This window comes from Pararoseomonas sp. SCSIO 73927 (assembly GCF_037040815.1).
Lineage (GTDB): Bacteria > Pseudomonadota > Alphaproteobacteria > Acetobacterales > Acetobacteraceae > Roseomonas.
Map to the genome: position 1 here is coordinate 2,959,290 of NZ_CP146232.1, position 24,686 is coordinate 2,983,975.

Annotated in this window: 21 protein-coding genes and 2 riboswitches; of the genes, 11 read left to right on the top strand and 10 right to left on the bottom strand. The window is 70.1% G+C overall.

The window, feature by feature from the left end:
- Positions 1–755: 755 nt before the first annotated feature.
- Positions 756–2,966, bottom strand: coding sequence for a P-loop NTPase fold protein (locus VQH23_RS13800; RefSeq protein ID WP_338661312.1), 2,211 nt, complete (start codon positions 2,964–2,966; stop codon positions 756–758).
- A 326-nt stretch (positions 2,967–3,292) separates the two neighbouring features.
- On the opposite strand from VQH23_RS13800, the gene VQH23_RS13805 reads away from it, so the two are divergent.
- Entirely contained in the window at positions 3,293–4,687 is a 1,395-nt protein-coding gene (locus VQH23_RS13805; RefSeq protein ID WP_338661313.1) for a hypothetical protein, read from the top strand.
- A gap of 193 nt (positions 4,688–4,880) precedes the next feature.
- Here VQH23_RS13805 and VQH23_RS13810 read toward each other — a convergent pair whose 3' ends face one another.
- The 9 genes from VQH23_RS13810 to ispH all read right to left on the bottom strand — a co-directional run bounded on the left by VQH23_RS13810 (position 4,881) and on the right by ispH (position 14,487).
- Positions 4,881–5,567: a hypothetical protein gene (locus VQH23_RS13810; protein ID WP_338661314.1), complete on the bottom strand. Its 687-nt coding sequence runs from the start codon at positions 5,565–5,567 to the stop codon at positions 4,881–4,883.
- Positions 5,568–5,575: 8 nt separating this feature from the next.
- Positions 5,576–6,241, bottom strand: coding sequence for a hypothetical protein (locus VQH23_RS13815; RefSeq protein WP_338661315.1), 666 nt, complete (start codon positions 6,239–6,241; stop codon positions 5,576–5,578).
- A gap of 106 nt (positions 6,242–6,347) precedes the next feature.
- On the bottom strand, positions 6,348–8,732 hold the full coding sequence (locus tag VQH23_RS13820) for a TniQ family protein (protein ID WP_338661316.1): 2,385 nt from the start codon (positions 8,730–8,732) through the stop codon (positions 6,348–6,350).
- A 620-nt stretch (positions 8,733–9,352) separates the two neighbouring features.
- Positions 9,353–10,024 (bottom strand): hypothetical protein, encoded by a 672-nt coding sequence (locus VQH23_RS13825; protein ID WP_338661317.1) that lies wholly within the window; start codon positions 10,022–10,024, stop codon positions 9,353–9,355.
- Positions 10,025–10,075: 51 nt separating this feature from the next.
- Positions 10,076–10,930: a GIY-YIG nuclease family protein gene (locus tag VQH23_RS13830; RefSeq protein ID WP_338661318.1), complete on the bottom strand. Its 855-nt coding sequence runs from the start codon at positions 10,928–10,930 to the stop codon at positions 10,076–10,078.
- 453 nt (positions 10,931–11,383) lie between these two features.
- Positions 11,384–11,638: a hypothetical protein gene (locus VQH23_RS13835; RefSeq protein WP_338661319.1), complete on the bottom strand. Its 255-nt coding sequence runs from the start codon at positions 11,636–11,638 to the stop codon at positions 11,384–11,386.
- A 313-nt stretch (positions 11,639–11,951) separates the two neighbouring features.
- Positions 11,952–12,425, bottom strand: a complete 474-nt coding sequence (gene rnhA / locus VQH23_RS13840; RefSeq protein ID WP_338661320.1) for a ribonuclease HI — start codon at positions 12,423–12,425, stop codon at positions 11,952–11,954.
- Positions 12,415–13,404, bottom strand: coding sequence for a homoserine kinase (locus VQH23_RS13845; protein ID WP_338661321.1), 990 nt, complete (start codon positions 13,402–13,404; stop codon positions 12,415–12,417). Before VQH23_RS13845 ends, rnhA begins: the two co-directional genes overlap by 11 nt.
- 63 nt (positions 13,405–13,467) lie before the next feature.
- Positions 13,468–14,487 carry a 4-hydroxy-3-methylbut-2-enyl diphosphate reductase gene (ispH, locus tag VQH23_RS13850; protein WP_338661322.1) on the bottom strand — a complete coding sequence of 340 codons (1,020 nt, stop codon included), beginning with the start codon at positions 14,485–14,487 and terminating at the stop codon, positions 13,468–13,470.
- Positions 14,488–14,647: 160 nt separating this feature from the next.
- Here ispH and VQH23_RS13855 point away from each other — a divergent pair, with 160 nt between their 5' ends.
- From VQH23_RS13855 to VQH23_RS13900, 10 genes are all read left to right on the top strand, one after another.
- Entirely contained in the window at positions 14,648–15,208 is a 561-nt protein-coding gene (locus tag VQH23_RS13855; RefSeq protein ID WP_338661323.1) for a hypothetical protein, read from the top strand.
- Positions 15,209–15,298: 90 nt separating this feature from the next.
- Positions 15,299–15,402: riboswitch (glycine riboswitch) on the top strand.
- A 3-nt stretch (positions 15,403–15,405) separates the two neighbouring features.
- Positions 15,406–15,499: riboswitch (glycine riboswitch) on the top strand.
- Positions 15,500–15,546: 47 nt separating this feature from the next.
- Complete coding sequence (gene gcvT / locus VQH23_RS13860; RefSeq protein WP_338661324.1) at positions 15,547–16,662, top strand: glycine cleavage system aminomethyltransferase GcvT; 1,116 nt, start codon at positions 15,547–15,549, stop codon at positions 16,660–16,662.
- Complete coding sequence (gene gcvH / locus VQH23_RS13865; protein ID WP_338661325.1) at positions 16,659–17,036, top strand: glycine cleavage system protein GcvH; 378 nt, start codon at positions 16,659–16,661, stop codon at positions 17,034–17,036. Before gcvT ends, gcvH begins: the two co-directional genes overlap by 4 nt.
- The gene (gcvP, locus tag VQH23_RS13870; RefSeq protein WP_338661326.1) at positions 17,033–19,927 is read left to right on the top strand and encodes an aminomethyl-transferring glycine dehydrogenase; all 2,895 of its coding nucleotides are present in this window, start codon (positions 17,033–17,035) and stop codon (positions 19,925–19,927) included. Before gcvH ends, gcvP begins: the two co-directional genes overlap by 4 nt.
- Positions 19,924–20,499, top strand: a complete 576-nt coding sequence (locus tag VQH23_RS13875) for an NUDIX hydrolase (RefSeq protein WP_338661327.1) — start codon at positions 19,924–19,926, stop codon at positions 20,497–20,499. The genes gcvP and VQH23_RS13875 overlap by 4 nt, the downstream gene beginning before the upstream one ends.
- Entirely contained in the window at positions 20,496–20,945 is a 450-nt protein-coding gene (locus VQH23_RS13880; RefSeq protein ID WP_257716739.1) for a GNAT family N-acetyltransferase, read from the top strand. Before VQH23_RS13875 ends, VQH23_RS13880 begins: the two co-directional genes overlap by 4 nt.
- A complete protein-coding gene (locus VQH23_RS13885) occupies positions 20,918–21,901 on the top strand; it encodes an acetylhydrolase (RefSeq protein WP_338661328.1) in 984 nt (327 codons plus the stop codon). The genes VQH23_RS13880 and VQH23_RS13885 overlap by 28 nt, the downstream gene beginning before the upstream one ends.
- A gap of 80 nt (positions 21,902–21,981) precedes the next feature.
- Entirely contained in the window at positions 21,982–23,175 is a 1,194-nt protein-coding gene (locus VQH23_RS13890; RefSeq protein ID WP_338661329.1) for a pyridoxal phosphate-dependent aminotransferase, read from the top strand.
- A gap of 60 nt (positions 23,176–23,235) precedes the next feature.
- Positions 23,236–23,994 carry an SDR family oxidoreductase gene (locus VQH23_RS13895; protein ID WP_338661330.1) on the top strand — a complete coding sequence of 253 codons (759 nt, stop codon included), beginning with the start codon at positions 23,236–23,238 and terminating at the stop codon, positions 23,992–23,994.
- Between the two features lie 10 nt (positions 23,995–24,004).
- The gene (locus VQH23_RS13900) at positions 24,005–24,679 is read left to right on the top strand and encodes a ribonuclease HII (protein ID WP_338661331.1); all 675 of its coding nucleotides are present in this window, start codon (positions 24,005–24,007) and stop codon (positions 24,677–24,679) included.
- The last annotated feature ends 7 nt before the right edge of the window (positions 24,680–24,686 follow it).

Below are 24,686 nucleotides of genomic sequence, written 5' to 3' on the forward strand. Positions count from 1 at the left end.
CGGGCCGGGTGTAGCCTGGAAGGCGGATGTCGTCGTCCGCGCTTCGGGCGAGGGACGAGATGGTCATCGCGGGTGTGGATCACGGCAGCCAGGACTGCAGCTGCAATTCTGGGTCGGCCAGTCCGGCCAACGAGTTCTTTCCAAGGTGGAACGCCGCTCGTGACCTCGCCTACGACCGTAGGCACGCGGCCGTGCATGAGGCAGGCCATTTCGTCGTCGGTGCTCATTTGGGACTGCGAGATCTCGGGGCCTGGATATCTCCGCGCCGTCAGTGCGGTCCCTTCGAGAAGGCGTGGATCGGGCAGATGTGGCATCGGTCCTCCGAGTTCGCCCGGTTCTCCCGGCACAGGCAGCGGATGGTCGCATTGGCCGGAACAGTGGCGGAGGAGGCCTGGTCACGGCGCTGGACGGGGTATGACTCTTGGTGGGTCGAGATATTCCGCGATCCGGACAGCATGTCCCCCAAGGACTGGGCCGGGGCGGGATGCGAGCCGGGTCACCCTGACCGAGCGCTGATCCGCGCCGCAGACGAGGTGTGGAGCCTATTCGAACCCAGAGATGGCGTCCTGTGGGAGCCGCTGGTCCGGAGCAGCCGGAGGCTGATGCAAGCGCATCGGATCGGACCAGAGCAGATGCACGCGGTGCCTCGGCGGCGGCCACGGCCCCGGCCCGCACGCGGGACATCCTTGCCGGGCTGATCGGAGGAGGTCACCGGCGTTGCAATGTCGACTGGCCGGATCGCTAGGTGCCAAGTTTCACGGCTGGTCCGGCCCGGTAGGTTCCGGCTTTCTGGTCTCCAGGAACTGCTTCAGGATCGCTTCGTTTTCCGGACTGACACCCTCAGCGAGCAGGGTGGCCGCCCTCTCGTCGAGATGTGCGATATCGCAGACGCGGGCGAGGGCCCTCCGGTCCACCTGTGGGATCCTGGTAGCGACCCGGTCCCCGAGCGAGCCAAGGCCGCCCAGGGCATACGTCTCCCCGTAGGAGATGAAGGTCTCGGCGAATTTGAGGACGCTACGGTCCTCCTCAAGGCGCGCCCGGGTCCATCGGCGGACCTGTCTGCCTTCGTCCTCAGCCAGCCTCTTCCAGGCAAAGAGGAGTGACCGCAGGCTCGGGTGCGCTATCAGTTCGCCGGTCGTGGCTGACCGCCTGATCGCCTCGAGAGCCGACGCCCGCAGGCCGACTGCCCCATCGAGGGTCACGAGGCGTTCGTCCAACGGCACCTCCTTGGCAGGTTCGGTCGGGTGGTGCTCGTCCCAGGCGATCTCAGCCAGATAGCACGACCAGCCGACCTGGGCGTGCTGAATGATCGACAGGAGGAGTGTCGAGCGCCCGTCTTGGTCCAGGTGCCGCGGCAGGAGCTCGCGGAGCAGCCACCAGAGGCGGAGCTGGTTTCCCCATCCTGGGAAGCCCCGGATGTTATCCTCGCGGCTGTCGATGTCGTCCGCCACCTCGAAAAGTGCACCCAGCATCGGCTGCAGCGATGCAGCGGGTATGTCCTCGACCCTGAGGCGGAGTTCCTCCAGAAGGAGGGAGGCCTGGGTGACTCTACTGCTTCCCCGCCTCTCCCCGACCGCTGCTAGGAAAAGGCCGCGGAGCTGCGGAGCGTCGGACAGTGCGGCGAGGAGCGTCGCCACCTCGCTTGAGGACAGCACCTCCCGCGAGGGCGACAGCCGGAAGTAGGTAGCAAAGTGGGGCGCCGAACAGACCAGCCGGTCCCGCAGCCAGCCAGAGCCTCGATCCCCACTGTAGAACGTATTCGCATAGACGCCGTCCAGCCGGGGGAAGAGGCGCCGAAGGGCGATCCGGAGGCCCACACGGTCCGCCTCCGCCACTTCCGAGAGGAGGAGTTCATCATATTCGGCCGCGCGATCCGCATCGGACCGGCGCTGCCGGAAGTCGAGGTTCTCGAGCCCACAGAGCCGGGAGGCGCTGCGCTGGATTGCCCGGTGGACCCCGGGATGGGACAACTTGATCGCTTCCAGGGCCAGGAAGTCGGCGGCATCTGCCTCGCCTGCGACTGCGGGCCACCCGACGGTTATGGCGTTGACGAGCCGGACGACATCCCGGGGCGTCCTGAGCCAGGGGGCGGCACAGTCGTGCATGTGGTTGCCGAACCGTGTCAGGTTCCGCGACGGCCCGGCGGCGCCGAAAATTGGACTTACGGCCGCGAGCAGGGCGGCCAGCAGCTGGCTGCGGTCGGGGACGGGCAGCCCGTAGGTGGCCTGCACGACCTTGTCGAGGTAGTCGGCCCCGGCAGCCCCGAAGCGGCGTTCGAGGTGACGGGCCGCGACCGTCCCGTCGAAGGCAAGCAGGTAGAGCACGTTCGGCAGGCGGCCCACGGACTTCACGAGCTGGAAGACGAGCATGGCGTCGTCGGGGTCCAGCCGGTCAATGTCGTCCACCACGACCAGGGTCCGGCGGTCCTGGCCCCTGAGCGCGTCGGCAAGGCGCGCGTATTCCTCGGCCAATGGACGCTTGGCTCCGAGCCGATCCATCGCGGCATCCGCCAGCGCGACCGCGGTGGAACCGAGAGGCACCGCGCCTGCCACCGCGTCCCCTGCCACGCTCGCGAACGGCTTGGCCGGGCGGACACGGTCGTAGACCGCCTGCATCGCCTCCTTCGCCTTCCTGCGTGTCCGGCCCTTGAGCGATCCCTGGACCGTGTCGGCAAGGGTCTCGAAGAAGCCTCGGGTCATCGCCTCGGCCCCTGCGAACCACCAGGGGCTGAAAGCGAGGATCTCCATGCGGCCTTCCGGGGTGTCGTTCCGGAGGTGATGGAGCAGGAGGTTGACCACGCTGCTCTTGCCACTCCCCCATGAACCGTCGAGAGCGATGACAAACCCTTCGGGGGCGGACATCCGCGCGATGCCACGTGCCAGGGCGGCTGCGAAAGCATCCAGGCCGTAGGCGTCCGCTTCTGGGGTCGCGATCGGGCTGTCGTTCAGCAGGGTGTCGGGGATCATGGCATCCCGGGATGACCCAGACATCACAGGAGGGCAACCCATCACGACCACATGGTCGGGCCTGCGGACAGCGCAGCTGCTCCTGAACGGGTTTAAGGGTGGTCTGTCGCCAGGGTCCGGTCGCGGTGCGACGCGAGGACCACCAAACCCCGGTGCCCCGGTCCGATGGCCAGCCGCCACGGTAGACCCTGATGCTTTCGGTTCCGGACGACCTGAGTGCCTTCAGCATCGCGGACTGGGTTTTCGGCCCTCCGGACCGGCTCCCACGTCCGGGGACGGCGCGGGAGCGACTTCCTGACCCTGGCTGGCACTCCTATGCTCCGGGCATGAAGATTTTCTGGTCCTGGCAGAGCGACACCCATCAGCCCTGCGGACGGTACTTCGTCCGGAATGTCCTCGCCGAGCTTGCGCGCGACCTCAACGGTCTGGATGGCGCTGAAGATGCCGAGCGGCCAGATGCCGATGCGCTGGATGAGGAGGTCGGGGAGCAGGGGCCACCTCTCGAAGGCGACCGTGTCGAGGTGGATCACGACACGCAGGGCGTAGGAGGGTCGCCGCCGATCGCAGAGACCATCCTGCGCAAGATCCGGGAGGCCGCGGTCTTCGTCGCCGACGTAACACCCATCTGCACGACGCCGTCGGGCAAGCGGGTGCCGAACCCGAACGTCATGGTCGAGCTCGGCTACGCGATGAATGTTCTCACGCACGAGCGCATCGTGCTCGTCATGAACCAGGCCGAAGGTGCGGCTCTGAAGTACCTGCCGTTCGACCTCCGGCATTGGCGGGCGCCCGTCTCCTACAAGCTTCGGAAGGATGCGACGGAGGAGACGATCCGGGAGGCTGCTGCAGCCCTGAAGCCGCAGCTGCGGGAACGGATTGTGCCGGGGCTCGGGCTGGCGAAGGCCGCCCAGCGCGCCGAACGTCGCAGCAGCCATCGTCAGCCAGAGCTCGTCGTCACGTGGGGGGACGAAGACGGTAAGCTCTGGATCATCTCTCAGGACGTCCAGCTGAAGGGGGTGAAGAGCCTCGAGGAGATCAATGCGGAAACGCCGATGTTGCCGCTTCCCGTGGCGGCCTCCCATCGCTCCCCAGCGACCACCCGCCTTGCGGGTGAACGCACGTCGATCTTCCAGGGGCTTAGAATACCGCGGCCGAGCGAATGGAGCCGCGAGGAGACCGAAGGCTACAACTCCTCTGTCCAGCGATACTACTCGTCATACGCTTGCTACCTGGACGAGGTAGCCGAGTGGACGCGGCTGGTCAGGCGTTCAAGGAAGGTAGAACTTGTCCTGGAGAACACCGGGACACTCCCCGCGACAGGAATCGACGTCAACGTCACCTTCCCTCACGGCATCGTACTCTACGATGAGGAGAGAAAGCTGCCCGAGAAGCCCAAGGCACCCGAACCGCCGCCACTGCGGCCAGTAGGACCGGGAGCCAGCATCGTCCGGGCGGCCGCATTTCCGGATAGCATATCCCTACTTGGCCCATTCCGGGACACCCACCGCTCGACATCGGTACATGCGGCGGAGCGCCGGGTCCATTACGTGCTGGACAGCCTCAAGCATCACCACGTGTCCAGCCTTGATCCATTCATCATCTCGTTCGAAGCGGCGGATGAGATCGCTTCCTTCGACGCCGAATATGTCATCACGGCCAACGAGCCCCTCGATCCTATCCGGGGCACGATCCGCTTCGAGGTCCAGCGCGCCGACGACTAGATCGGCTCCGGCGTGATTGAAGCCCGAGGACCAGGACGGGCGTCCTCCCCTAGAAGCGGACTGGCGGCCCGGCCTGCCGCAGGGTCGCGATCGGGTCGCTGGAGGGGCTGCGATGACCCGGCTCGGCCGTCGACAGGTTCGGCAAGCGCCTTCCACGCCCGCGAGCCGTGATGCCCTCGCTCCGAGGGTAGCCTCAGAGGCCCAGTAGATGCCTCGCGGCGCCGAGGTTCGGGGCATACTCGATGCGGGCCGCCGCGAAGTCGTCGACGAGTTCCGCTCTCGGTCGGCTTCCCGGACCATCCGTGAAGTCGGCCGTGTTGGACGACGCGAAGACGATGGGCGAGGAGAGACCCGCCGCGCGAAGCTTGGCGGCCACCTCCATGTAGGTCTCCACCACGACGCAGTCCTTCATCGAATCCTTGCCCTTGCGGGCCGGTGCCCGTGCGGCGTTCAGGCGCGCGAATGCCCGCGCCGCCACCTCGGGCGACCGCTCCACCTCGATGGCCGCCGCCATCCAGCGCTCGGCGACACGCCGGGCGCGGGGCACGTGGTCGTCGAGATGCGCCAGGTCGGCCGTCCCCCGGGCGCCGTAGACGGCGGCGATCCCTTCTATCCGGCCCAGCTGCTCCCGCAGGCGGGCGAGCGACCGGGACGCCTCGGCCTCTACCAAATCGATGTTGCCGCCGAACTCGAGCCGGACCTGATCGGCGGCCAGCGCCACCAGGGCAGTCCCGCCTTCGGCGGCCAGGAGCAGCGAGAGCCCCGCCTCGCGTTCGTGCGGCTTGACCTGCTCACGGGTAGGGTCCCGCATCGCGTCCAGGACGGTGCAGGTGTCCAGACAGAGCACGGGGAGGGCAAGACCAGCGATCCTGGCCAGCATCTCCCCGTTCACGGCGCCTGACGATCGCGTGCAGCAAGGAGTTCCAGGCCGAAGTCGTACTCCGAGGCGAGTTCCGACGCCTGGTCCTCCTGCCAGCCCTCGACCTGGACCAGCCAGCGCGAGAGTTCGGAGCCGTCCATCCGGCGCGCGTCGTGGTGGACCTGTAGCAGGAAGGCCAGCCAGCGCCGCCGGTCGAGTGGATGGGACGATCCTGTCGACTTGTTCGCAGAGCCCGAGAAGCGCCGGAGCGCATGGGCCGCATCGGCCGAGAGCCAGTCCTCGAGCCTGCGGGTGGGGGCCGAGATCTCCAGGGAGAATCCGCTCTCGCTGGCTGCGGGTTCCGCGATCCGCCGCACGAAGTCCATCAGGATCGCGTTGTATCCATCGCGGCCCAGTTCGCGGCCATCCCGGGGCACGATGTTGGTTACCTCGTAGCCCTCCAGGCGCTGCCACAGCACGAGGCCCGCCGCCTTCAGCCCGTCCCCGGCCTCGCGCTCGAACGCCACCACCTCGTCGGACGTGGGCACAGCGATCCTCTGCCCGGCGTCCGGCACGTGACGCCATGGCGCTGTCGCCCGGGCCACCAGGGCCTGCAGCAGCACGGATTGCCGCTCCGTAGGGCCATGAAGCAGGAGATCCTGGAAGACCTCGAGACCATCTTCGCCCATCGGCATGGCTGATCCTGGTGCTTTTCTCGGGGCCGTATGCCCTGCGGTGTCGACGGCTGCCAGACCATTTCCAGCATCCGGCACCGAGGCCCGCTGTCCTGGGCAGGCGGCGCTACCGTGCGCTTCCTGCCTCCAGGGAGACCGCATGCCCGGTCAGATCCAGTGGCGTCCCCAGGGGGTCGAAGCGGAGACCTAGCGCCTGCCGGTCGGGCGTCGCAAAGGCGAGGACATCGGCGACAGGGGCGTGGACGAACTCCCCTCCCTGGTCGGGCACCAGCGCGACGTAGGCATCCCGTGCCGCAAGAAGGCGGTCCAGGGACTCCCGGTTCAGCCTGAAGCGGAACGTCCCGCCGATGCTGTGCCTGCGGCCTGAGATCACCTGCGTGATCCGCCCCGTCGTGGGGTCCTCCAGGCGGTTGTTCACGCGCCGGGTGCCAGGGCCGGACCGTGCCGTCAGGACGGCGATCGCCTTGCCGACCTGGGACGAGCAGCGGGCACGCTGTGCCTGGAGAGGGAGATCCTCCCCCGCGCGATGTCGGGCGATCGACGCCAGCACCTCGGGGGTGACGTCGGCCCTCCGGAACAGGGTGGCGCTGCAGCCATCGACCTTGGGGCCGGAGACCGGATCGATACCGAGGAAGGCCAGGTGCCGCACGGACGTCCCGCATCCAGGCGTCCCCGCCCGTTCCGCGACCTCTCCTCCCAGTATGAAGACCTCGCGAAACCGCTCAACATCCTTTCGCAGGAAGCGCAGCGACCCGTCACCCGAAGCTTGCTGCGATGAAGGGAGCATCCCCCGTCTCGCCCAGACACGCACGGCTTGGTGCTTGACCCCGAGGAGATGACCTACCTCGACGGCCGACATGTCGCCGGATCCGACCGCGATGGCCTGCCTGACCTCGTCGGCGCGGACGCGGATCCCTGGCAGCCCCGCAACTCCGGCGACGACCGCCCGTGCGTGCAGGCGTCCCTCCGCCAGGGCACGGCAAATGTCGGGATAGGACCGGCCGGGGCAGACCATTCCCGCGATGGTAGCCAGCGACGAGGAGCGGGCCTTCTCCATGGACAGGACGGGCGCGGTTCCGCGGCACGCGCGGACGAAAGCCTCGACGTCCTCCCTGTGGAAGACATGGCTGGTCATGGCCCGGTCGCTGGGCATCCGGACCAGGAGTCCGGCCTTCTCGATCTGGTCGAGGACCGGGCGGCCGACGCCGACGATCCGGCGGCACTCCTCCACCAGGAGGCCTTCCCGGAGCCGTGCCTGGAGGTCCCGGACCTTCTCGGCCGACAGCAGGCTCGGGATGCCCGATCCTGAGGGCGGGACGAGGAAGAGATCATGCCTGTCGGCCAGCCGCTTCATGGTCACCGGCGACACCTCCAGCATGTCGCGGGCCTCGTTCATCGTGACGTTGCGCGCGGCCAGGGCGTCATCCGAGCGGAAGCGCGCCATGACGTGGGCAGTGATGGCGAGATCCGGACGGGCGGTGATGTAGATCGCGAGCGCTCCCATGACGCGGTCCCTGGTCGGCCCGTCCGGCCAGAGGCCGATGCGCTGGTGGAGGCTGCCGAACGCCTTGCGCAGGCCCGTCTTGCCGGGTCTCGCCGCCGAACGCGCGAGCCGGTCGTCGAGGAACCGGTGGAACCCCCGGGGCCAGTCCTCCAGCACCTGCCAGCCGAGACCGACGATCTGGTGGATCCGGCGGCCCTCGCGCCGGATCATGGCGTCCAGCCCGTCCGAGATGCCGATATCGGCCGCCAGGCTGCCGAAGAGGATGGACAGGCGGAGGGCCTCGCCGAACTCCAGGGGCAGGTGGGAAGCGCCGGTGGTCTCCAGGCGGTCGAAGAGGCGCCTGAGGGCGATGGCTCCGGCGAGTTCCTCTGCAGGGACCGGCGTCGTGGTGGCCTGGCGGAGGTCGAAGTGGCATGCACCGCAGAGTTGGACGCCCGCCCCCTGCCAGCGGAGGGGGGACCTGCACCTTGGGCAGTCCCCGACCAGGCGGCATCGGTGCTCGGTGCAGATGGGAACGGCGTCGATGAACCAGAACGCCCGGTGGTACGGCGCCTGGGTCAGGCAGGCCGGGCATACATGGCGCCGGTCGATCCGGGCGAGATGCCGGGAGACGGTGTGGCCGACCAGCCGGACGGTCGTGTCATTCCCGGTGCCCATGGCGAGGCGGTCCCACTCGTCCGGCTGGAGGCCGAGCAGTTCGCGCATGGCCTCGGCCTGCTCGCTCCTCGGCGCCGCGCGGCAGAGGGTGTGCAGTCCGAGCGGGGGCAGGGCGAGGCGGCTGAAGAGCAGGCGGGGATCCTGCAGCTGGTACCTGGCTGCGTTCCGCATGACGAGGCCGGGCAGGCTCTCCCCGGGCAGCGGGGGCAGGGGATCGGGTAGCCGGTAGCGGGGGAGGGAGGTGTTCCTGGACGGGGCGCTGCCACCCTCGCGGAGGGCATGGCCGCCGGGAGGCTGTCCGGCGCGGGCGGTCGTGTGGGGCTGGGACATGGACGGGTCTCGGTGATGGCGACGCGGGCCGCAGGGCGGCAGTGCGGCCTCAGGCCGCGGCGTCGGCTATCAGGGAGACTTCGGGCGTGCAGCCGGACGGCACGGCGCAGCCGACCCGGGAAGCATGGAGGCTTCGGGGCAGCTCATTCGCAAAGGGCGGGATGCCGTCCATGGAGGGGACGCTAGTCGGCTCTCTACAGGCTGTCGAGAATGATCATCGAGGAAAGGGGGGCACTCCTGCGTCCGCACGTTTCGGCGGTGGCTCGCTGGCTTGCGACGGCGCCATCCCGCCCGACAGTCAGGAAAGGTGGCGGCAGATGCCACTCGTCGAAATTGAAGGAGAGTCCGGACTCTGCGGACTGCTCGTCGAGCGCTGGCCGGATCTGCGAGCCCTTCTGGTGGAGTAGTCTCCCGTGTTCCCTCGCTGCTTTATGGCAGGCCGGTCCTGACCGCCCAGGACGGCCGGGGCGGACGCCGTATGCCCCGCACCCTGGTGAGGGATCGTGGGGGACGGCGAGGTACGCTCTATAGCGGGCGCCTTGGTATCATGCCGGAGGCCGTTGCAGATTTCAGGTGAGTAGCGCCGACTAGGCACGGTCAGAGTTTTTGGCTGACGAGCATCACCCGCCCGATGGACCCTCTATATCGGTCACGATGCGCTTTATGGCCGTCAGGATCCGGCTCGTGTCCTTCTCCTTGGGACACAGGCGCAGGTGTTTGCCGGAGATCCAGCGGCAGTCACAGGTCGCCATGATCCCCGCCATTTCGATTTGTGTGCCGCGCAGCTGGGAAGCCGTCAGATCCCTGTGGAACATTAGATCAAAGCCGCCGCGGCTGAGGATCACATCCATGCCTGGCCTGGACAGCCTTGTGCTACGCCAGCCCTTCCTTGCGTCGCCGAGCAGATCGTCCTCATCACTCGCTGCCATCCACGCCGCACGTGCCAGATGGTGGGCCTGCCTGTGCAGTTCTGCCTCTCCGGCTGATTCATCGCGCCGAATAAGGAAAGAAGGGCCGAATTTTCTCGTGGCCTCCTGGTAGTCCGCCCAGACCTGACGCCGTGTCAGATCACCTCTCCCTCGTTGGATCGCTTGCAGGAGCGCCTCGCTGTCACTGATGATGACGAGCGGCGTTCCAGGCGCTGTCTCGTCCAGTGCCAGGATGGCAGCCCGCACCTCGCCCTCGTTGATGCTCTTTGAATCGGCACTGCCTGTCGCCGCATGCCCGTTCGCGAACACCACCGCCCAGGCACAGATCCCGCCCCGGTGGGTGGCATCGGCAGCGACGATCATGGGGCTGTCCGACGTTTTCATTGAGGATGACCAGAGTAAAGAATCAGCATCTCAGGCCGCCTTGGAGATCAGAAGTATCCTGTTCCGGCTCAGGACGCGCGCCTCCACCGTCTCTCCTTCCCTGAAGTGCTTCTGGAACCACTCCGCGATCAGGCGGTTCCGGCCGACCACACGGACCGACCCGGTGCGGTTCGCCTTCCTGTTGATCGCGGAGATCACCTCCTCTGTGCCGTCGTCGAAGACGATGCTCATCGGCTCGCCATCCCCTCCAAGGAAGCGGCTGGCGTCGACACCTGGATTGATGAACCCCTGCCGGTAATAGGCCTCCCCGAGGCGGATACCGAAGGACGCAGTTCCTGGCATGTTCAGGGCAGCCATTCCCGGCGGCGGACTCCCAGACCCGGAAGCGGCTTCCAGATCGCCTTCTTCCTCCAGCGCCTCGCGCTCAGCCTCTTCGGTGACCGGCCTCGCCCCATCGCGGCCGTTCCAGGGAGGATCGAAGGCAGCGATCAGAGCGTCTTCGAGACCGGCGGCCAGGTTGATCTCGAACTCTGCGTAGCGGAGGTGGGAAAGAGGGGTGAAGACGTAAATCCTCACGGTCTCGCCGCGAGCGAGGAGTTCCCGGATCTTCTCGTTGCAGCGCCAGTTCGTTCGCTGTCCCTTGTGAGGTTTCCGGTACCCGACGAAGCGCTTGAGGATGCTTCGGGCGGTCTTGCCGACATAGTTGACCTTCTCCCCATGTACGAACGCGTACAGGGCGTTCCTCTCGGCTAGGAGCAGGCGGTCCGCCTCGGGGTTGATGCCATCCAGATGGTACTCGATCCCCTTTCCATCCTTCGACTCCGACCAGACACCGATGTCCTTGAAACCGGTGTTCAGCAGAGTCTCGGCTGTCAGTTCAGGCATGGTCGGTTCGGGTATCCGAGGCTCGGAGTGTCTGACTGGGGAGAAGGCCCACAGGACTGGACGGATGGATGGGGTGGATGGCTGGCGGGCGATGAACCCACGGGGCGAGAGCATGCGCAAGTCGGGCTAGGAACCGTAGCCGCAGGACGGACGCCTTCCTGGATGCCTCTGTTGTCCCTCGTGGGGCGCTGGACTCCATGACGTTCCGGTCAGGCTACTGTCCCAGGTTCAGGCCTCTGGCCTCGTACCCGCGGACCCGGTCGCTGGGGTCGCATCGCCCCGCCCTGAGGTCACCCGAGGCTACCCTCGACCACAGGACGGCCCGGTTGGAGGTCCTCCCATGGTGCGTCCGCTCTCTACGTGAATCGGGATTGGCTTCGCGGTGCTGCCGGACGAGACAGGGGGGCAGGCGGGCGCCATGGCCGTACCGCTCGGCCCAGGCGCAGTCGGCCATCAGTGCATCCCGAACCGTGATGCCTGGGCCACCTCCGCCTCGGCTTGGGGATGCCCCTCCAGGAAGGATTCGTCTGCCCCGAGCGTCCTGGCCAGCTGCCGCAGGCGAGACATCTGCGCGGCATCGGCATGGGGAGCCAGCCCGCTGGCCGTCAGTTCGAAGGCGACCCCGGCGGCGCCGATGTGCCCGCCGCGGATGAGGTCCTCAATCTGCCGGATGCCCACGGCCACAGGGTCCCGGGTCTCGTCGTCCATAGTCTTGCTCCCCCGACAGGGGATCAGGATGCCTGCCGTCCTGGCAAGAGAGACCATCCCTGTGCCGGGCGTTGGTCACTCGATTTGATGCTGGGCGGGACCCCTCCCGGGGTGCCGGGAGGGTGTCGTGTATTGCTCTGGGATCTATTGATCCTGAGCGTCTGCAGTCTGGACTTGTATTGCAGTCATATCTGGACGGTACTTGGTTTCTTGTTGAGGCGGCAGGTTTCGATACCTTAGATGTGAGAGCGGTGTAGTTGGGGGTGGCTGGGCTAGCGGGCGGTCAAAGCTGTTTTATGGCCTAGCGGACACGTCAGCGCCCCAGGCCCATCCGCGCGGCCGTCGCCAGCTTGTCCGCCCGCTCGTTCATCGTGTTCCCGGCGTGGCCGCGCACCCACTTCCACTCGATCTGGTGCGGCTTGGCGGCGGCCAGCAGGCGCTGCCACAGCTCGTAATTCGCCACCGGCTCCTTCGCGGCGTTGCGCCAGTTGTTCCGCACCCAGCCGTGCACCCAGCGGGTCACGCCGTTCCGCACGTACTCGCTGTCCGTGTGGATCACCACGCGGCAGGGCTTGTTCAGCGCTTCCAGAGCGGCGGCGGCGGCGGTCAGCTCCATGCGGTTGTTGGTGGTGGCGGGATCGGCGCCCGTCATCTCCTTCTCGTGCGCACCGAAGCGGAGGATGGCGCCCCAGCCGCCCGGGCCGGGGTTGGGCTTGCAGCCGCCATCCGTCCAGATCTCCACCACTGCCTCAGCGGAGGCGGGAGCGGGCACGTCCTCAGACGCCATAAGCGGAAACTCCGGTGGCCTGCGCGTGGAAGCGCAGGCGCCGCAGGTACTCCAGCGGGTCCTTGCGCGTCACCAGCGCGCCGGGGGGCGTGTTGGTCCAGTCGTAGAGGCGGGTGAGCAGGAAGCGCAGCGCGGCGCCGCGGCACAGTACGGGCAGCGCGTCGCGCTCGGCGGCGGAGAGCGGCCGCACAGCGTCGTACCCGGCCAGCAGGGCGCGAGCCTTGGTGATGTTGAAGGAGAGGTCCGGCTCGAAGCACCAGGCGTTGAGGCAGATGGCCACGTCGTAGGCCAGGATGTCCGTGCAGGCGAAGTAGAAGTCGATAAGGCCGGAAACGCGGGGCTTCCCGCGCGCCTCCTCCAGAAAAAAGACGTTGTCGGGGAAGAGGTCGGCGTGGATCTGCCCGCGCGGCAGGGAGCCTTGACCGGAGAGGGGCGGCCACTCCCGCAGAATTCCCGCCAGATGCCCGTCCAGCTCCGCGCAGAGGCCGGGCTGCACCGTGTCCGCATTCGGCCGGCAGCGCTCCAGCAGCGGCCCCCAGCCCTGCGGGCCGAGCGAGTTGGGCCGCTCCGCCGTGAAGCCCTGCCCGGCCGCGTGCAGGGCGGCCAGCGCGCCGCCGAGCGGGCCGCAATGGGTCACCGCGGGGCGCCGGGGCCAGACGCCCGGCAGGAAGGTGCAGATCGCGGCCGGGCGCCCGGCGAGCTCCCGCAGCGCCTCGCCGTCTCGCCCGGCCACAGGCTCCGGGCAGGCCAGGCCGCCGGCGGCCAGGTGGCGCATCAGGCCGAGGAACCAGGGGAGTTCCGCCGGGTCCACGCGCTTCTCGTAGAGGGTAAGGATGAAGTCCCCGCCCGTGACCTTCAGGGCGTAGTTGCTGTTCTCTACCCCCTCCGCGATGCCGCGGAAGGCGATCAGCTCCCCCAGGTCGTAGCCGGAGAGGAAGGCGCGCAACGCCTCGTCGGACACCTCGGTATAGACAGCCATGGAACCCCCCCTCCACAGCCATGGGGGCGGGGGTCCATGCCCCAGGGCGGGCGGATCGGCAAGCTACCCCGCGGCGGGTGCCGGCACGCGGGACGGGCGGTCCCGCAGGGGGCGGGGCAGGTTGAAGATGATCTTCTCCTCCGCCACCGTCACGTCCTCGATCTCCAGGGTGAAGCGCTCCCGCAGGCGGGTCAGCACCTCGCCCACCAGCACCTCCGGCGCGCTGGCGCCGGCGGTGATGCCGATGGTGGAGAGGCCGTCCACCAGGGCGGGGTCGAAATCCCGGCCGCGCTGCACCAGAACGGCGCGCGGGCAGCCGGCCTTCTCCGCCACCTCGCGCAGGCGCACGGAATTGGAGGAGTTGGGCGCGCCCACCACCACCATGAACTCGCAGCGCTCCGCGATCGCCTTCACCGCCGCCTGGCGGTTGGTGGTCGCGTAGCAGATGTCCTCCTTGATCGGGGCGGAGAGGTCGGGGAAGCGCGCGCGCAGCACGTCCAGCACCTCCGTCGTATCGTCGACCGAGAGGGTGGTCTGGGTGGCGTAGGCCAGCGGGCCCGCGGGCGGCTGGACCAGGGCCGCCTGCTCGGCGTCCTCCACCAGGGTCACGCTGCCGGCGGGCAGCTGGCCCATGGTGCCGATCACCTCGGGGTGGCCGGCATGGCCGATCAGCAGGATGTGGGCGCCGTCCTTGAAGTGCCGCTCCGCCTCGCGGTGGACCTTGCTCACCAGGGGGCAGGTGGCGTCCAGGTACATCATCTGCCGCGCCTCGGCGGCGGCCGGGACCGACTTCGGCACGCCGTGGGCGGAGAAGATGACGGGCTGCCCGTCATCGGGGATCTCGTCCAGCTCCTCGACGAAGACCGCGCCCTTGGCCTGCAGCGTCTCCACCACGAAGCGGTTGTGGACGATCTCGTGCCGCACATAGACCGGGGCGCCGAAGCGCTCGATCGCCAGCTCCACGATCTTGATGGCCCGGTCCACCCCGGCGCAAAAGCCGCGCGGACCGGCCAGCAGGACCTTCAGGGTGGGCCTGGCGGTCCCGGCCTCGGCGGGGAGGGAGAGGTTTGCGGTCTGGTCCATGGCGTGCGACTTGGTCCCTCGGTGCCGGCGCGAACAGCCCCCGGCCGGACCGTGGGCGCCCCTTTTCTAGCCGCCCGTGGCCCCGCCGCCCAGGGGTTCGTGCCGGACCTGTCCGAGACGACGATCCCGAGAAGACGATGGCGCAAGGAGTGCCCTTCGCGTGACCCGAACCCCTCGCCCCCGGCCCTTCCGCCCCGCGGCCCTCCTGGCCCTCTCGCTCCTGCCCCTCCTGGGCGCCTGCGGCCGGGGCGGCGGCGACATCCTCAGCCAGCGGCCCCAGGCGCCATGCCCGCGCGTGGCCGTCCTGGCCGACGCCGTGGACCTGACCCGCTACGGGGCCGGCGCCTCGGGGGCGGTGGAGCTTCAGGCCCGCATGCTCCAGCCCGTGGGCAGTTGCGACTATGCCCCCGGCAGTGCCGGGCTGGACGTGACCCTGGTGGTCCAGGTGGAGGCGGAGCGCGGCATCGGCACGCTCCGCACGGCCGACCTCCCCTATGTCGTCGCGGTGACCGACGAGGCGGAGGGCCGGGTCCTGAACCGCGGGGCCGACACGGTGCGCGTGATCTTCGCCGGGAACGAGCGCCGCACGGCCGCCCAGGGCGAGCAGATGATGGTGCGCATTCCCGGGGACGTGCGTCGGGCGGCGGAGAAGGTGGTCCTGATCGGCTTCCAGCTGACGCCGGAGGAACTGGCCGCCAACCGGCGGCGCGGGCCGCGCTAGGGGCGCACCCCTCGACATCGCGCGCCCCTCGGCGCCGCACCGGCGAGGTTGCGCCGGGCGCCGCATTCGGGCACCAGGGAGGGCACCCGCTGATCCCGCGCGGGAGAGAGGGGCGCCCAGGCTTCACTGGCCGCCCCCGCCGAAGGCGCAACCGGCCCCCGGAAACGCTCAGGCAGAAGGACCGCGCGGGGAAGGGGCCTCTGGAAAGCCCGGCGCCCGAGAGGGCACCGGCACCGACGGAGTAAGGCACCCGTGCCAGGGCGCCGAATCTCTCAGGTCTCGGGACAGAGGGGGGCCACGATCTGAACCGGCCGCGCTCGCGCGGCGTTGGGGGATGCGTGGCCGACACCGAAACACTGCACGAAACGCCGCTGGCCGGCCTGCACCGCGAACTCGGCGGCCGCATGGTGGGCTTCGCGGGCTACGCCATGCCGGTTCAGTACCCGGCCGGCATCATGGCGGAGCACCTGGCCTGCCGCTCCGGCGCGGCCCTGTTCGACGTCTCCCACATGGGGCAGGCCGAACTGCGGGGCGACGGCGCCGCGGCCGCGCTGGAGCGGGTGACGCCGGCCGAGATCCAGGCCCTGAAGCCCGGCCGACAGCGCTATGCCCTGCTGCTGAACGAGGCGGGCGGGATCGTCGACGACTTCATGGTCGCCAACCTCGGCGACCGGCTGTTCCTCGTCCTCAATGCCTCCCGCAAGGCGGTGGACGTGGAGGCGATCGGCGCCGCCCTGCCGCCCGGCGTCTCCATCGTGCCGCGGCCGGACCGCGCGCTGCTGGCCCTGCAGGGGCCGGGGGCGGAGGCGATCCTGGCCGGGCTGGCCGGGGGCGTGGCCGCGCTCTCCTTTATGGGCGTTCTGGAGACCCCGGTGGCCGGGGTGCCCGCCCTCATCACCCGCTCCGGCTACACCGGAGAGGACGGGTTCGAGATCGGCATCCCCGCGGAAGGCGCCGAGGCGGTGGCCCGCGCCCTGCTGGCCGCCGGCGCCGCCCCTGCCGGGTTGGGCGCGCGGGACAGCCTGCGGCTGGAGGCGGGGCTGCCCCTTTACGGCCAGGACATCGACGAGACGACCTCCCCCGTGGAGGCCGCGCTGGTCTTCAGCCTCGGCAAGCGCCGCCGCGTGGCCTGGGACTTCGCCGGCGCGGAGCGGGTGCGGGAGGAGCTGGACAACGGCCCCAAGCGCCTGCGCGTCGGCCTACTGCCGGAAGGCCGCCAGCCCGCCCGGGCGCATACCGAGATCGCCCTGAACGGCGTGCCCGTGGGCGAGGTGACCAGCGGCGGCTTCGGCCCCAGCCTCGGGGCGCCGGTGGCCATGGGCTACGTCGCGCGCGCCCATGCCGAGGATAGCACGGCGCTTGAACTGATGGTCCGCGGCCGGGCGCTGCCCGCCCGGACCGCGCCCACCCCTTTCATCCCCCACCGATACAAGCGTTCAGGAGCCACCGCATGAGCGAGACCCGTTTCGCCGAGAGCCATGAATGGGTGCGCCTGGACGGCGACGTGGCCGTGGTCGGCATTTCCGACCACGCGCAGAACGCCCTGGGCGACGTCGTTTTCGTCGATCTGCCGGAGGTGGGGCGCGAGGTGACGGCCGGGGAGGCCGTGGCGGTGGTGGAGAGCGTGAAGGCCGCTTCCGACATCTACGCCCCGATTTCCGGCACGGTCGCGGCCGTGAACGACGCGCTGGTGGACAACCCCGCCCTGGTGAACAGCGGTGCCATGGGCGAGGGCTGGTTCTTCACCATCACGCCGAAGGACACGGCGGAGATCGGCAAGTTGATGGACGCGGAGGGCTACGCGAAGCACGCGGAGGAGGCGCATTGAGCGCGCTGGAGACGCTCGCGGCGCTGGAGGACCACGCCGCCTTCGCCACTCGCCACATCGGGCCGGGCGAGGACCAGATCACCGCCATGCTGAAGGTGGTCGGCGCGGCGAGCCTGGACGACCTGGCCGCCCGGACCGTGCCCGCCGGCATCCGGGACAGCCACCTGGACGCGCTGCCGCCGCCCGTGGGCGAGTGGGAGGCGATCGCGGAACTGCGCGCGCTGTCCGAGCGGAACGCGCGGGTGAAGTCGCTGATCGGCTGCGGCTACAGCGGCACCCACACCCCGCCGGTGATCCTGCGCAACGTGCTGGAGAACCCGGGCTGGTACACGGCCTACACGCCCTATCAGGCCGAGATCGCGCAGGGCCGCCTGGAGGCCCTGATCAACTTTCAGACGATGGTGTGCGACCTGACGGGGCTGCCCGTCGCCAACGCCTCCCTGCTGGACGAGGCGACGGCGGCGGCCGAGGCCATGGCGCTCGCGCTCGCGGCCCATAAGGGCAAATCCACCGTGCTGGCCGTGGCGCCGGACCTGCACCCGCAGGTGCTGGCCGTTCTCCGCACCCGCGCGGAGCCGCTGGGCATCACGGTGGAGATCACGGACGACTATGCCGCGCTGAAGCCGTTTGCCGTCGTCCTCTCCTACCCCGGCACCACGGGCGAGGTGCGCGACATCGCGCCGGGGATCGCCGCCGCGCAGAAGGCGGGCGCGCTGGCCATCGTTACGGCCGACATCCTGGCGCTGACGCTCCTCACCCCGCCCGGCGAGATGGGCGCGGACGTGGTGGTGGGCAGCACGCAGCGCTTCGGCGTGCCCATGGGCTATGGCGGGCCGCACGCCGCCTACATGGCGGTGAAGGACAGCCTCAAGCGCCTCATGCCCGGCCGCCTCGTCGGCGTCTCGGTCGATGCCGCCGGTCGCCCGGCCATGCGCCTAGCCCTGCAGACCCGCGAGCAGCACATCCGCCGCGAGAAGGCGACGAGCAACATCTGCACGGCGCAGGTGCTGCTGGCCGTGATGGCCGGCATGTACGCCGTGTGGCACGGGCCGGAGGGGCTGACCCGCATCGCCCGGCGCGCGCACCTGCTGGCCGGCCTGCTGGCCGATGCCGCGACCCGCGCCGGCTTCGCCCTGCGCCACGAGAGCTTCTTCGACACGGTGGCGATCGAGGCCGGCGACAAGGCGGACGCGCTGATGGCGGCCGCGCTGCGCGCCGGCTTCAACCTGCGCCGCGTGGATGCGGGCTGCGTCGCCGTCGCGATGGACGAGACGGTAACGCGGCAGGACCTGATCGCGCTCGTCTCCGCGCTCTGCGGCGTGGCGGGGTGCGAGCGGGCGGGGCTGGACGCGCTGGCCGCGGCCGATCGCCTGCCCGCCGCCCTGGCGCGCAGCACGCCCTTCCTCACCGCCGCCGTCTTCCACGCGCACCGCTCCGAGCACGCAATGCTGCGCTACCTGAAGCGGCTTGAGGACAAGGACGTCGCGCTGAACCGCAGCATGATCCCGCTGGGGTCCTGCACGATGAAGCTGAACGCCACGGCGGAGATGATCCCCGTGACCTTCCCCGGCTTCGCGGAGATCCACCCCTTCGCCCCGGTGGATCAGGCGCAGGGCTACATCGAGATGATCCGGCGGCTGGAATCCTGGCTCTGCGCCTGCACGGGCTTCGCGGCCGTGTCGCTGCAGCCCAATGCCGGCAGCCAGGGCGAGTATGCGGGGCTCCTCGCCATCCGCGCCTACCACAAGGCGCGCGGGGACGGGCACCGGGACATCTGCCTCATCCCCTCCTCCGCGCACGGCACCAACCCTGCTTCCGCCGTGATGGCGGGGATGCGCGTGGTGGTGGTGGGCTGCGACCGCGACGGCAACGTGGACCTGGACGACCTGCGCGCAAAGATCCAGGCGCATGCGGAGAAGCTCTCCGCCTTGATGGTGACCTATCCCAGCACGCACGGCGTGTTCGAGGAGGACATCCGCGCGATCTGCGAGGCCGTGCACGCCGCCGGCGGGCAGGTCTACATGGACGGCGCCAACATGAACGCGCAGCTCGGCCTCACCAGCCCGGCCGCGATCGGCGCCGATGTCTGCCACCTGAACCTGCACAAGACCTTCTGCATCCCGCATGGCGGCGGCGGGCCGGGCGTGGGGCCGATCGGCGTGGCCGCGCACCTCGCGCCGCACCTGCCGAACCATCCCATGCTGGCGGAAGCCGGGCCGGGAACGGGCTTCGGCCCCGTTTCCGCCGCGCCCTTCGGCAGCGCGGGCATCCTGCCCATCTCCTACGCCTATATCCGCATGATGGGCGCGGCCGGGCTGACGCGCGCGACGGAGGTGGCGATCCTCAACGCCAATTACGTCGCGAAGCGGCTGGAAGGGCACTACCCCGTCCTTTATCGCGGCAAGGCGGGGATGGTGGCGCACGAGTGCATCCTGGACTGCCGCGGCTTCCAGCAGGGCGGCGGCGTGCTGGTGGAGGACATCGCCAAGCGCCTGCAGGACTACGGCTTCCACGCCCCCACCATGTCCTGGCCCGTGGCCGGCACGCTGATGGTGGAGCCGACCGAGAGCGAGCCGCAGGAGGAGCTGGACCGCTTCGTGGAGGCGATGATCGCCATCCGCGCGGAGATCCGCGCCGTGGAGCAGGGCGTGGCCGACAAGGCCGACAATCCGCTGAAGAACGCCCCGCACACCGCGCAGGAGGTGACGGCGGAGGCCTGGTCCCACCCCTACACCCGCGCGCAGGCCGCCTTCCCGCTGCCCTGGGTGGCGGCCGCGAAGTACTGGCCGCCGGTGAAGCGCGTGGACAACGTCTACGGGGACCGCAACCTGGCCTGCACCTGCGCGCCGCTGGAGGCGTATCAGGAACCCCCGAAGGTGGCGGCGGAGTGACGCCTCCCCCCTGGGAGGTGCTTTCCTCCCGCACCGTGGTCCGCGACCGCTGGATCGAGCTGCGCGCGGACGCGGTGCGGGATTCGAAGGGGAACGTGCTGGACCCCTTCTACAGCCTGTCCTACCCGGACTGGGTGCAGGTGGTGGCGATCACGCCGGCGGATGAGTTGGTGCTGGTCCGCCAGTACCGCCACGGTGCCCGGGCCTGGGTGCTGGAACTGCCGGCTGGCGCGATCGACGCGTCGGATGCCGATGAGTGTGCCGCCGCCGCGCGCGAGTTGCGCGAGGAGACCGGCTACACCGCCGCCGAGTACCGCTCCGTGGGCGCGTTGAGCCCGAACACGGCCACGCACCGCAACCTCTCCCGCGCCGTGCTGGCGCTGAATGCCGCACCCACCCACCCCACGGCGCATGAGGCGGGGGAGGACATCACGGTGGAGCTCTGGCCGATCCCGCGCGTGCTGGCCGGGCTGCGGGATGGACTGCTGCCGCAGGCCATGCATGTCTCTGCCCTGCTGCTGGCGCTGAACGCCGCCGGCCGCCTCGACCTCCGCCTGAAGGACGCGCCATGAGCGAGATCCGCATCCTCCCCGTCGAGCAGCGCCACCGCGCCGACTGGGACAAGCTCTACGCCGGCTATGCCGAGTTCTACCGGGTGACGCAGACGCCCGAGATGCGCGATCGCGTCTGGTCCTGGATCCACGATCCCGCGCATGAGACGAACGGCCTCGTGGCGGAGGACGCGGAGGGCCGCGCCGTCGGCCTCGCGCATTTTCGCGCCTTCGCCCGTCCGCTCTCCGCGACGACGGGCGGCTATCTGGACGATCTCTTCGTCGATCCCCAGATGAGGGGCAAGCGGGTCGCCGACGCGCTTATCGAAGCCCTTGCCGAGGAAGGCCGCCGCCGCGGCTGGAGCGTCATCCGTTGGATCACAGCCGAGGACAACAGCCGCGCCCGCGCGGTGTACGACCGCGTGGCGAAGCTGACGCCGTGGCGGACCTACGACATCCCGCTGTAACGCCCGGGCTGCTGAACCGGCGGGCGCTGTTCGCGGCGCCCGCGCTGATGCTCGCCACGCCGGGATGCGCGGCCACGCCCTTGGCCACAGCGAGGACGACGGAGGCCGGCATCACCGAATCCCGCACCACCTGGCGCGACGCCGCCCGCGCGCGCGACATTCCCGTGCTCATTCGGGCGCCGTCCGGAACCGGCCCGGCGCCGACCGTTCTCATCTCCCACGGCCTTGGCGGCTCGCGCGAGGGCCTGGCCTTCCTCGGCCGTGCCCTGGCGGAGAAGGGCTATCTCGCGGTCCACCTCCAGCACATCGGCTCCGACGACAGCCTCTGGCGCGGCGGCGGGGACCGGATGATAGGGCTCGCGGCCGGGGCGCTGAACGTTCAGGCGGCGCTGGATCGGCTGTTGGACACGAAGTTCGCGCTGAACAACCTGCCGGAGCGCGCCGATCCCGCGCGCCTGGCCATCGCCGGCCACTCCTTCGGCGCCTGGACCGTGCAGCACATGCTCGGCGAGCGCCTGCCCGGCGGCGACCGCGGCCTGGGCCTGCCGGACCCGCGGCTGAAGGCCGGCGTCGCCCTCTCGCCGATTCCCGCCATCGGCCTGCCGCCGCGCCTGGCCTATGGCGGCTACGCCGTGCCCATGCTGCACGTCACCGGCACGGAGGATCACGGCTACATCGAGGGCATCCGCGCCCCCGCCCGCCGCGCACCCTTCGAGGAATCCCGCAACCCCGGGGCACTGGCCGTGCTGAACGGCGCCGCCCACGCCTCCTTCGCCGACGAGGCGGAGGCGGGCGCGCGCTGGGCCGACAGCACATATCATGGCCGCGCCGCCGCCCTATCCGTCACCTTCCTGGACGCCGTCCTGCGCGGGGACGGGGCTGCCCGGGAACTTCTACGTGGGGGCGCGGCGGAGCTGCTGGGGCCGGGGGACGAGTTCGTCTCACGGGGTTTCTGAGGCCCCTTTCCCAGCGGGCCGCGTGGCGGCAGAAAGGTCTCTTCGGCCGTCCTCCAGGGCGGCCCAAGAGGATTGTCCCTATGAGCGTCGCCACCAGCCTCGAAGCCGACCTGGCCGAGACCCTTCCCGCCCACATCAAGGGCGTCGGCACCAGCCAGATCGGCCTCGTCGCGGACCGGGGGCGGGACGACCCGGAGGTGGTGAAGCTCTGGATCGGTGAGGGCGACCTGCCCACCCCCGACTTCGTGGTGGAAGCCGCCCACAAGGCCATGCTGGCCGGCGAGACCCGCTACACCTATTCCCGCGGCATCCCCCAGCTGCACCAGGCCCTGTCCGACTACCACCGCCGCCACTGGGGCGTGGAGGTGGCGCCGGAGCGCTTCGCCATCACCGCCGGCGGCATGAACGCCATCATGCAGGCCTGCCAGGCCCTGCTGGAGCCGGGGGACGAGATCATCATCCCCACCCCGAACTGGCCCAACCTGGCGGAGGCCGCGCGGGTGAACGGCGCCACCCCCGTCACCGTGCCCTATCGCCGCAGCGCCGATGGCCGCTTTTCCCTCCCGATCGAGGACATCGAGGCCGCAATCACCCCGCGCACCCGGATGGTGGTGGTGAACTCTCCCTCCAACCCCACGGGCTGGGTGATGCCGCTGGCGGAGATGGAGGCGCTGCTGCGGCTCGCGCGGGAGCGGGACCTCTGGATCCTCTCGGACGAGGTCTACGCCCACTTCACCTACGGCAACGCGATCGCCCCCTCCTTCCTGCAGATCACCACGCCGCGGGACCGGCTGATCGTCACCAACACCTTCTCCAAGAACTGGGCGATGACGGGCTGGCGCGCCGGCTGGATCATCTTCCCCGAGGGGCTGACGGGCGCCTTCTCCAAGCTGGCGCAGTACAACACCACCTCCATCCCCACCTTCATCCAGCACGCCTGCGTCACGGCGCTGGAGGAGGGCGACGCCTTCATCCGCACCATGGTCGGCCGCTGCGCGGAGAGCCGGGCCATCATGCTGGAGGGCCTGTCCCGCCTGAAGGGCGTGACGGTCTTCCAGCCGGAGGGCGCCTTCTACCTCATGGCGAAGATCGAGACGGCCGAGACAAGCCTCGATCTCGCCTTCCGCTTGCTGCGGGACGCCAAGGTGGGCGTGGCCCCCGGCACCGCCTTCGGGCCGGAAGGGGAGGGGTTCGTGCGCATCTGCTTCGCCGTCAGCCCCGGCCTGGCGCGGGAGGCGGTGGCACGGCTGACGCGGGTTCTGGGGGAGAAGTAGCCCTCCCCGGGTTGCCCCCGACCTCGGCCGGGGCGACCCTGCCGGGGAGGAGGAAGCACCATGCCCCGTTACGACCTGGCGGGCCGCGCGGCCCTGGTGACAGGCGCCGCCTCCGGCATCGGCCTCGCCACCGCGCGGGCGCTTGCCGAGAACGGCTGCGCGGTGGCCCTGAATTTCCTGCCCGGTGATCCACGCGGCCCGCAGGTCGCGGACGAGCTGCGTGCCACCGGCGCACGGATCGTGGAGGCGCCCGGCGCCATCGGCGACGGCACGGAGGGCGCCATGGTGGAGGCGGCGGTTGCCGCGCTCGGCCGGCTGGACCTGCTGGTGAACAACGCCGGCACCCCCGGCGTCACCCGCACCATCCCCGGCCGGGAGCTGGACGCGATCACCGACGATCTCTGGGACTCGGTGCTGGACACCAACCTCAAGGGCCTGTTCCGCACCACCCGCGCCGCCGTGCCGGCCCTGCGCGAAGCGCGCGGCGCGGTGGTGAACATCGCCTCGGTCGCGGGGATGACGGGGCGCGGCTCCTCCATGGCCTATGCGGCGAGCAAGGCGGGCGTCATCGCGCTCACCCGCCACCTCGCGCGCGGGTTGGGGCCGGAGATCCGGGTGAACGCCGTGGCGCCCGGTGCCGTGGACAGCACCTGGCAGATCGAGTGGACGGATGCTCAGCGGCAGCAATCCATCGACAACTGCCCGCTCGGCCGCCGTTGCGTGCCGGAGGACATCGCGGAGGTGGTGCTCTTCCTCGGCCTCGCCGGCGCCATGGTGAACGGCCAGACCCTGCTGGTGGATGGGGGCCTGACCCTCTAGAACCGGGGAGATGGCCGCCAAGCCCCGCCCGACCGCCCGGCCCGACTTCTCGCTGGAATCCGCCCATGACGGTCTGGTGGCCGGGGTGGATGAGGCCGGGCGCGGCCCCCTGGCCGGGCCGGTGCTGGCCGCGGCCGTGATCTTCCCCGGACACCCGCCCGCGGAACTCGCGGCGCTGCTGGACGACAGCAAGCGCCTGGACGCCGCCCGGCGCGAGGCTGCCCATGCCGCGCTGCTGGCGGCGCAGGCGGAAGGCACGGTGCTGGTCGGCGTCGGCGCTGCCAGCGCCGACGAGATCGGGCGGCTGAACATCCTGCGCGCCACACATCTGGCGATGCTGCGCGCCGTCTCCCGCCTGCCGCTGCCGCCGTCGCTCGCGCTGGTGGACGGCAACGCGCCGCCGCGCCTGTCCTGCCCCGTGCGCTGTGTGGTGGGCGGGGACGGCCTGTCCCTCTCCATCGCTGCCGCCTCGATCATGGCGAAGGTGGTGCGGGACCGGGCCATGGCACGGCTGGGGGCGCGCTGGCCGGATTACGGCTTCGCCCGCCACGCCGGCTACCCGACGCCCGCGCACCGCGCGGCGCTGGCACGGCTGGGCCCCACGCCGCATCACCGGCGCGGATTCAGCCCGGTGGATCAAGCCGTTCTGGCCCGATCTGAAACCCTGTCCGAAGCCCTGGCCTGAGCCGCGC

Excerpts from the sequence above, each read along its gene's own strand:
- VQH23_RS13800 (WP_338661312.1), bottom strand. The coding sequence starts at position 2,966 with ATGATCCCCGACACCCTGCTGAACGACAGCCCGATCGCGACCCCAGAA.
- VQH23_RS13805 (WP_338661313.1), top strand. The coding sequence starts at position 3,293 with ATGAAGATTTTCTGGTCCTGGCAGAGCGACACCCATCAGCCCTGCGGA.
- VQH23_RS13810 (WP_338661314.1), bottom strand. The coding sequence starts at position 5,567 with ATGCTGGCCAGGATCGCTGGTCTTGCCCTCCCCGTGCTCTGTCTGGAC.
- VQH23_RS13815 (WP_338661315.1), bottom strand. The coding sequence starts at position 6,241 with ATGCCGATGGGCGAAGATGGTCTCGAGGTCTTCCAGGATCTCCTGCTT.
- VQH23_RS13820 (WP_338661316.1), bottom strand. The coding sequence starts at position 8,732 with ATGTCCCAGCCCCACACGACCGCCCGCGCCGGACAGCCTCCCGGCGGC.
- VQH23_RS13825 (WP_338661317.1), bottom strand. The coding sequence starts at position 10,024 with ATGATCGTCGCTGCCGATGCCACCCACCGGGGCGGGATCTGTGCCTGG.
- VQH23_RS13830 (WP_338661318.1), bottom strand. The coding sequence starts at position 10,930 with ATGCCTGAACTGACAGCCGAGACTCTGCTGAACACCGGTTTCAAGGAC.
- VQH23_RS13835 (WP_338661319.1), bottom strand. The coding sequence starts at position 11,638 with ATGGACGACGAGACCCGGGACCCTGTGGCCGTGGGCATCCGGCAGATT.
- rnhA (WP_338661320.1), bottom strand. The coding sequence starts at position 12,425 with ATGGCGTCTGAGGACGTGCCCGCTCCCGCCTCCGCTGAGGCAGTGGTG.
- VQH23_RS13845 (WP_338661321.1), bottom strand. The coding sequence starts at position 13,404 with ATGGCTGTCTATACCGAGGTGTCCGACGAGGCGTTGCGCGCCTTCCTC.
- ispH (WP_338661322.1), bottom strand. The coding sequence starts at position 14,487 with ATGGACCAGACCGCAAACCTCTCCCTCCCCGCCGAGGCCGGGACCGCC.
- gcvH (WP_338661325.1), top strand. The coding sequence starts at position 16,659 with ATGAGCGAGACCCGTTTCGCCGAGAGCCATGAATGGGTGCGCCTGGAC.
- VQH23_RS13880 (WP_257716739.1), top strand. The coding sequence starts at position 20,496 with ATGAGCGAGATCCGCATCCTCCCCGTCGAGCAGCGCCACCGCGCCGAC.
- VQH23_RS13890 (WP_338661329.1), top strand. The coding sequence starts at position 21,982 with ATGAGCGTCGCCACCAGCCTCGAAGCCGACCTGGCCGAGACCCTTCCC.
- VQH23_RS13895 (WP_338661330.1), top strand. The coding sequence starts at position 23,236 with ATGCCCCGTTACGACCTGGCGGGCCGCGCGGCCCTGGTGACAGGCGCC.
- VQH23_RS13900 (WP_338661331.1), top strand. The coding sequence starts at position 24,005 with ATGGCCGCCAAGCCCCGCCCGACCGCCCGGCCCGACTTCTCGCTGGAA.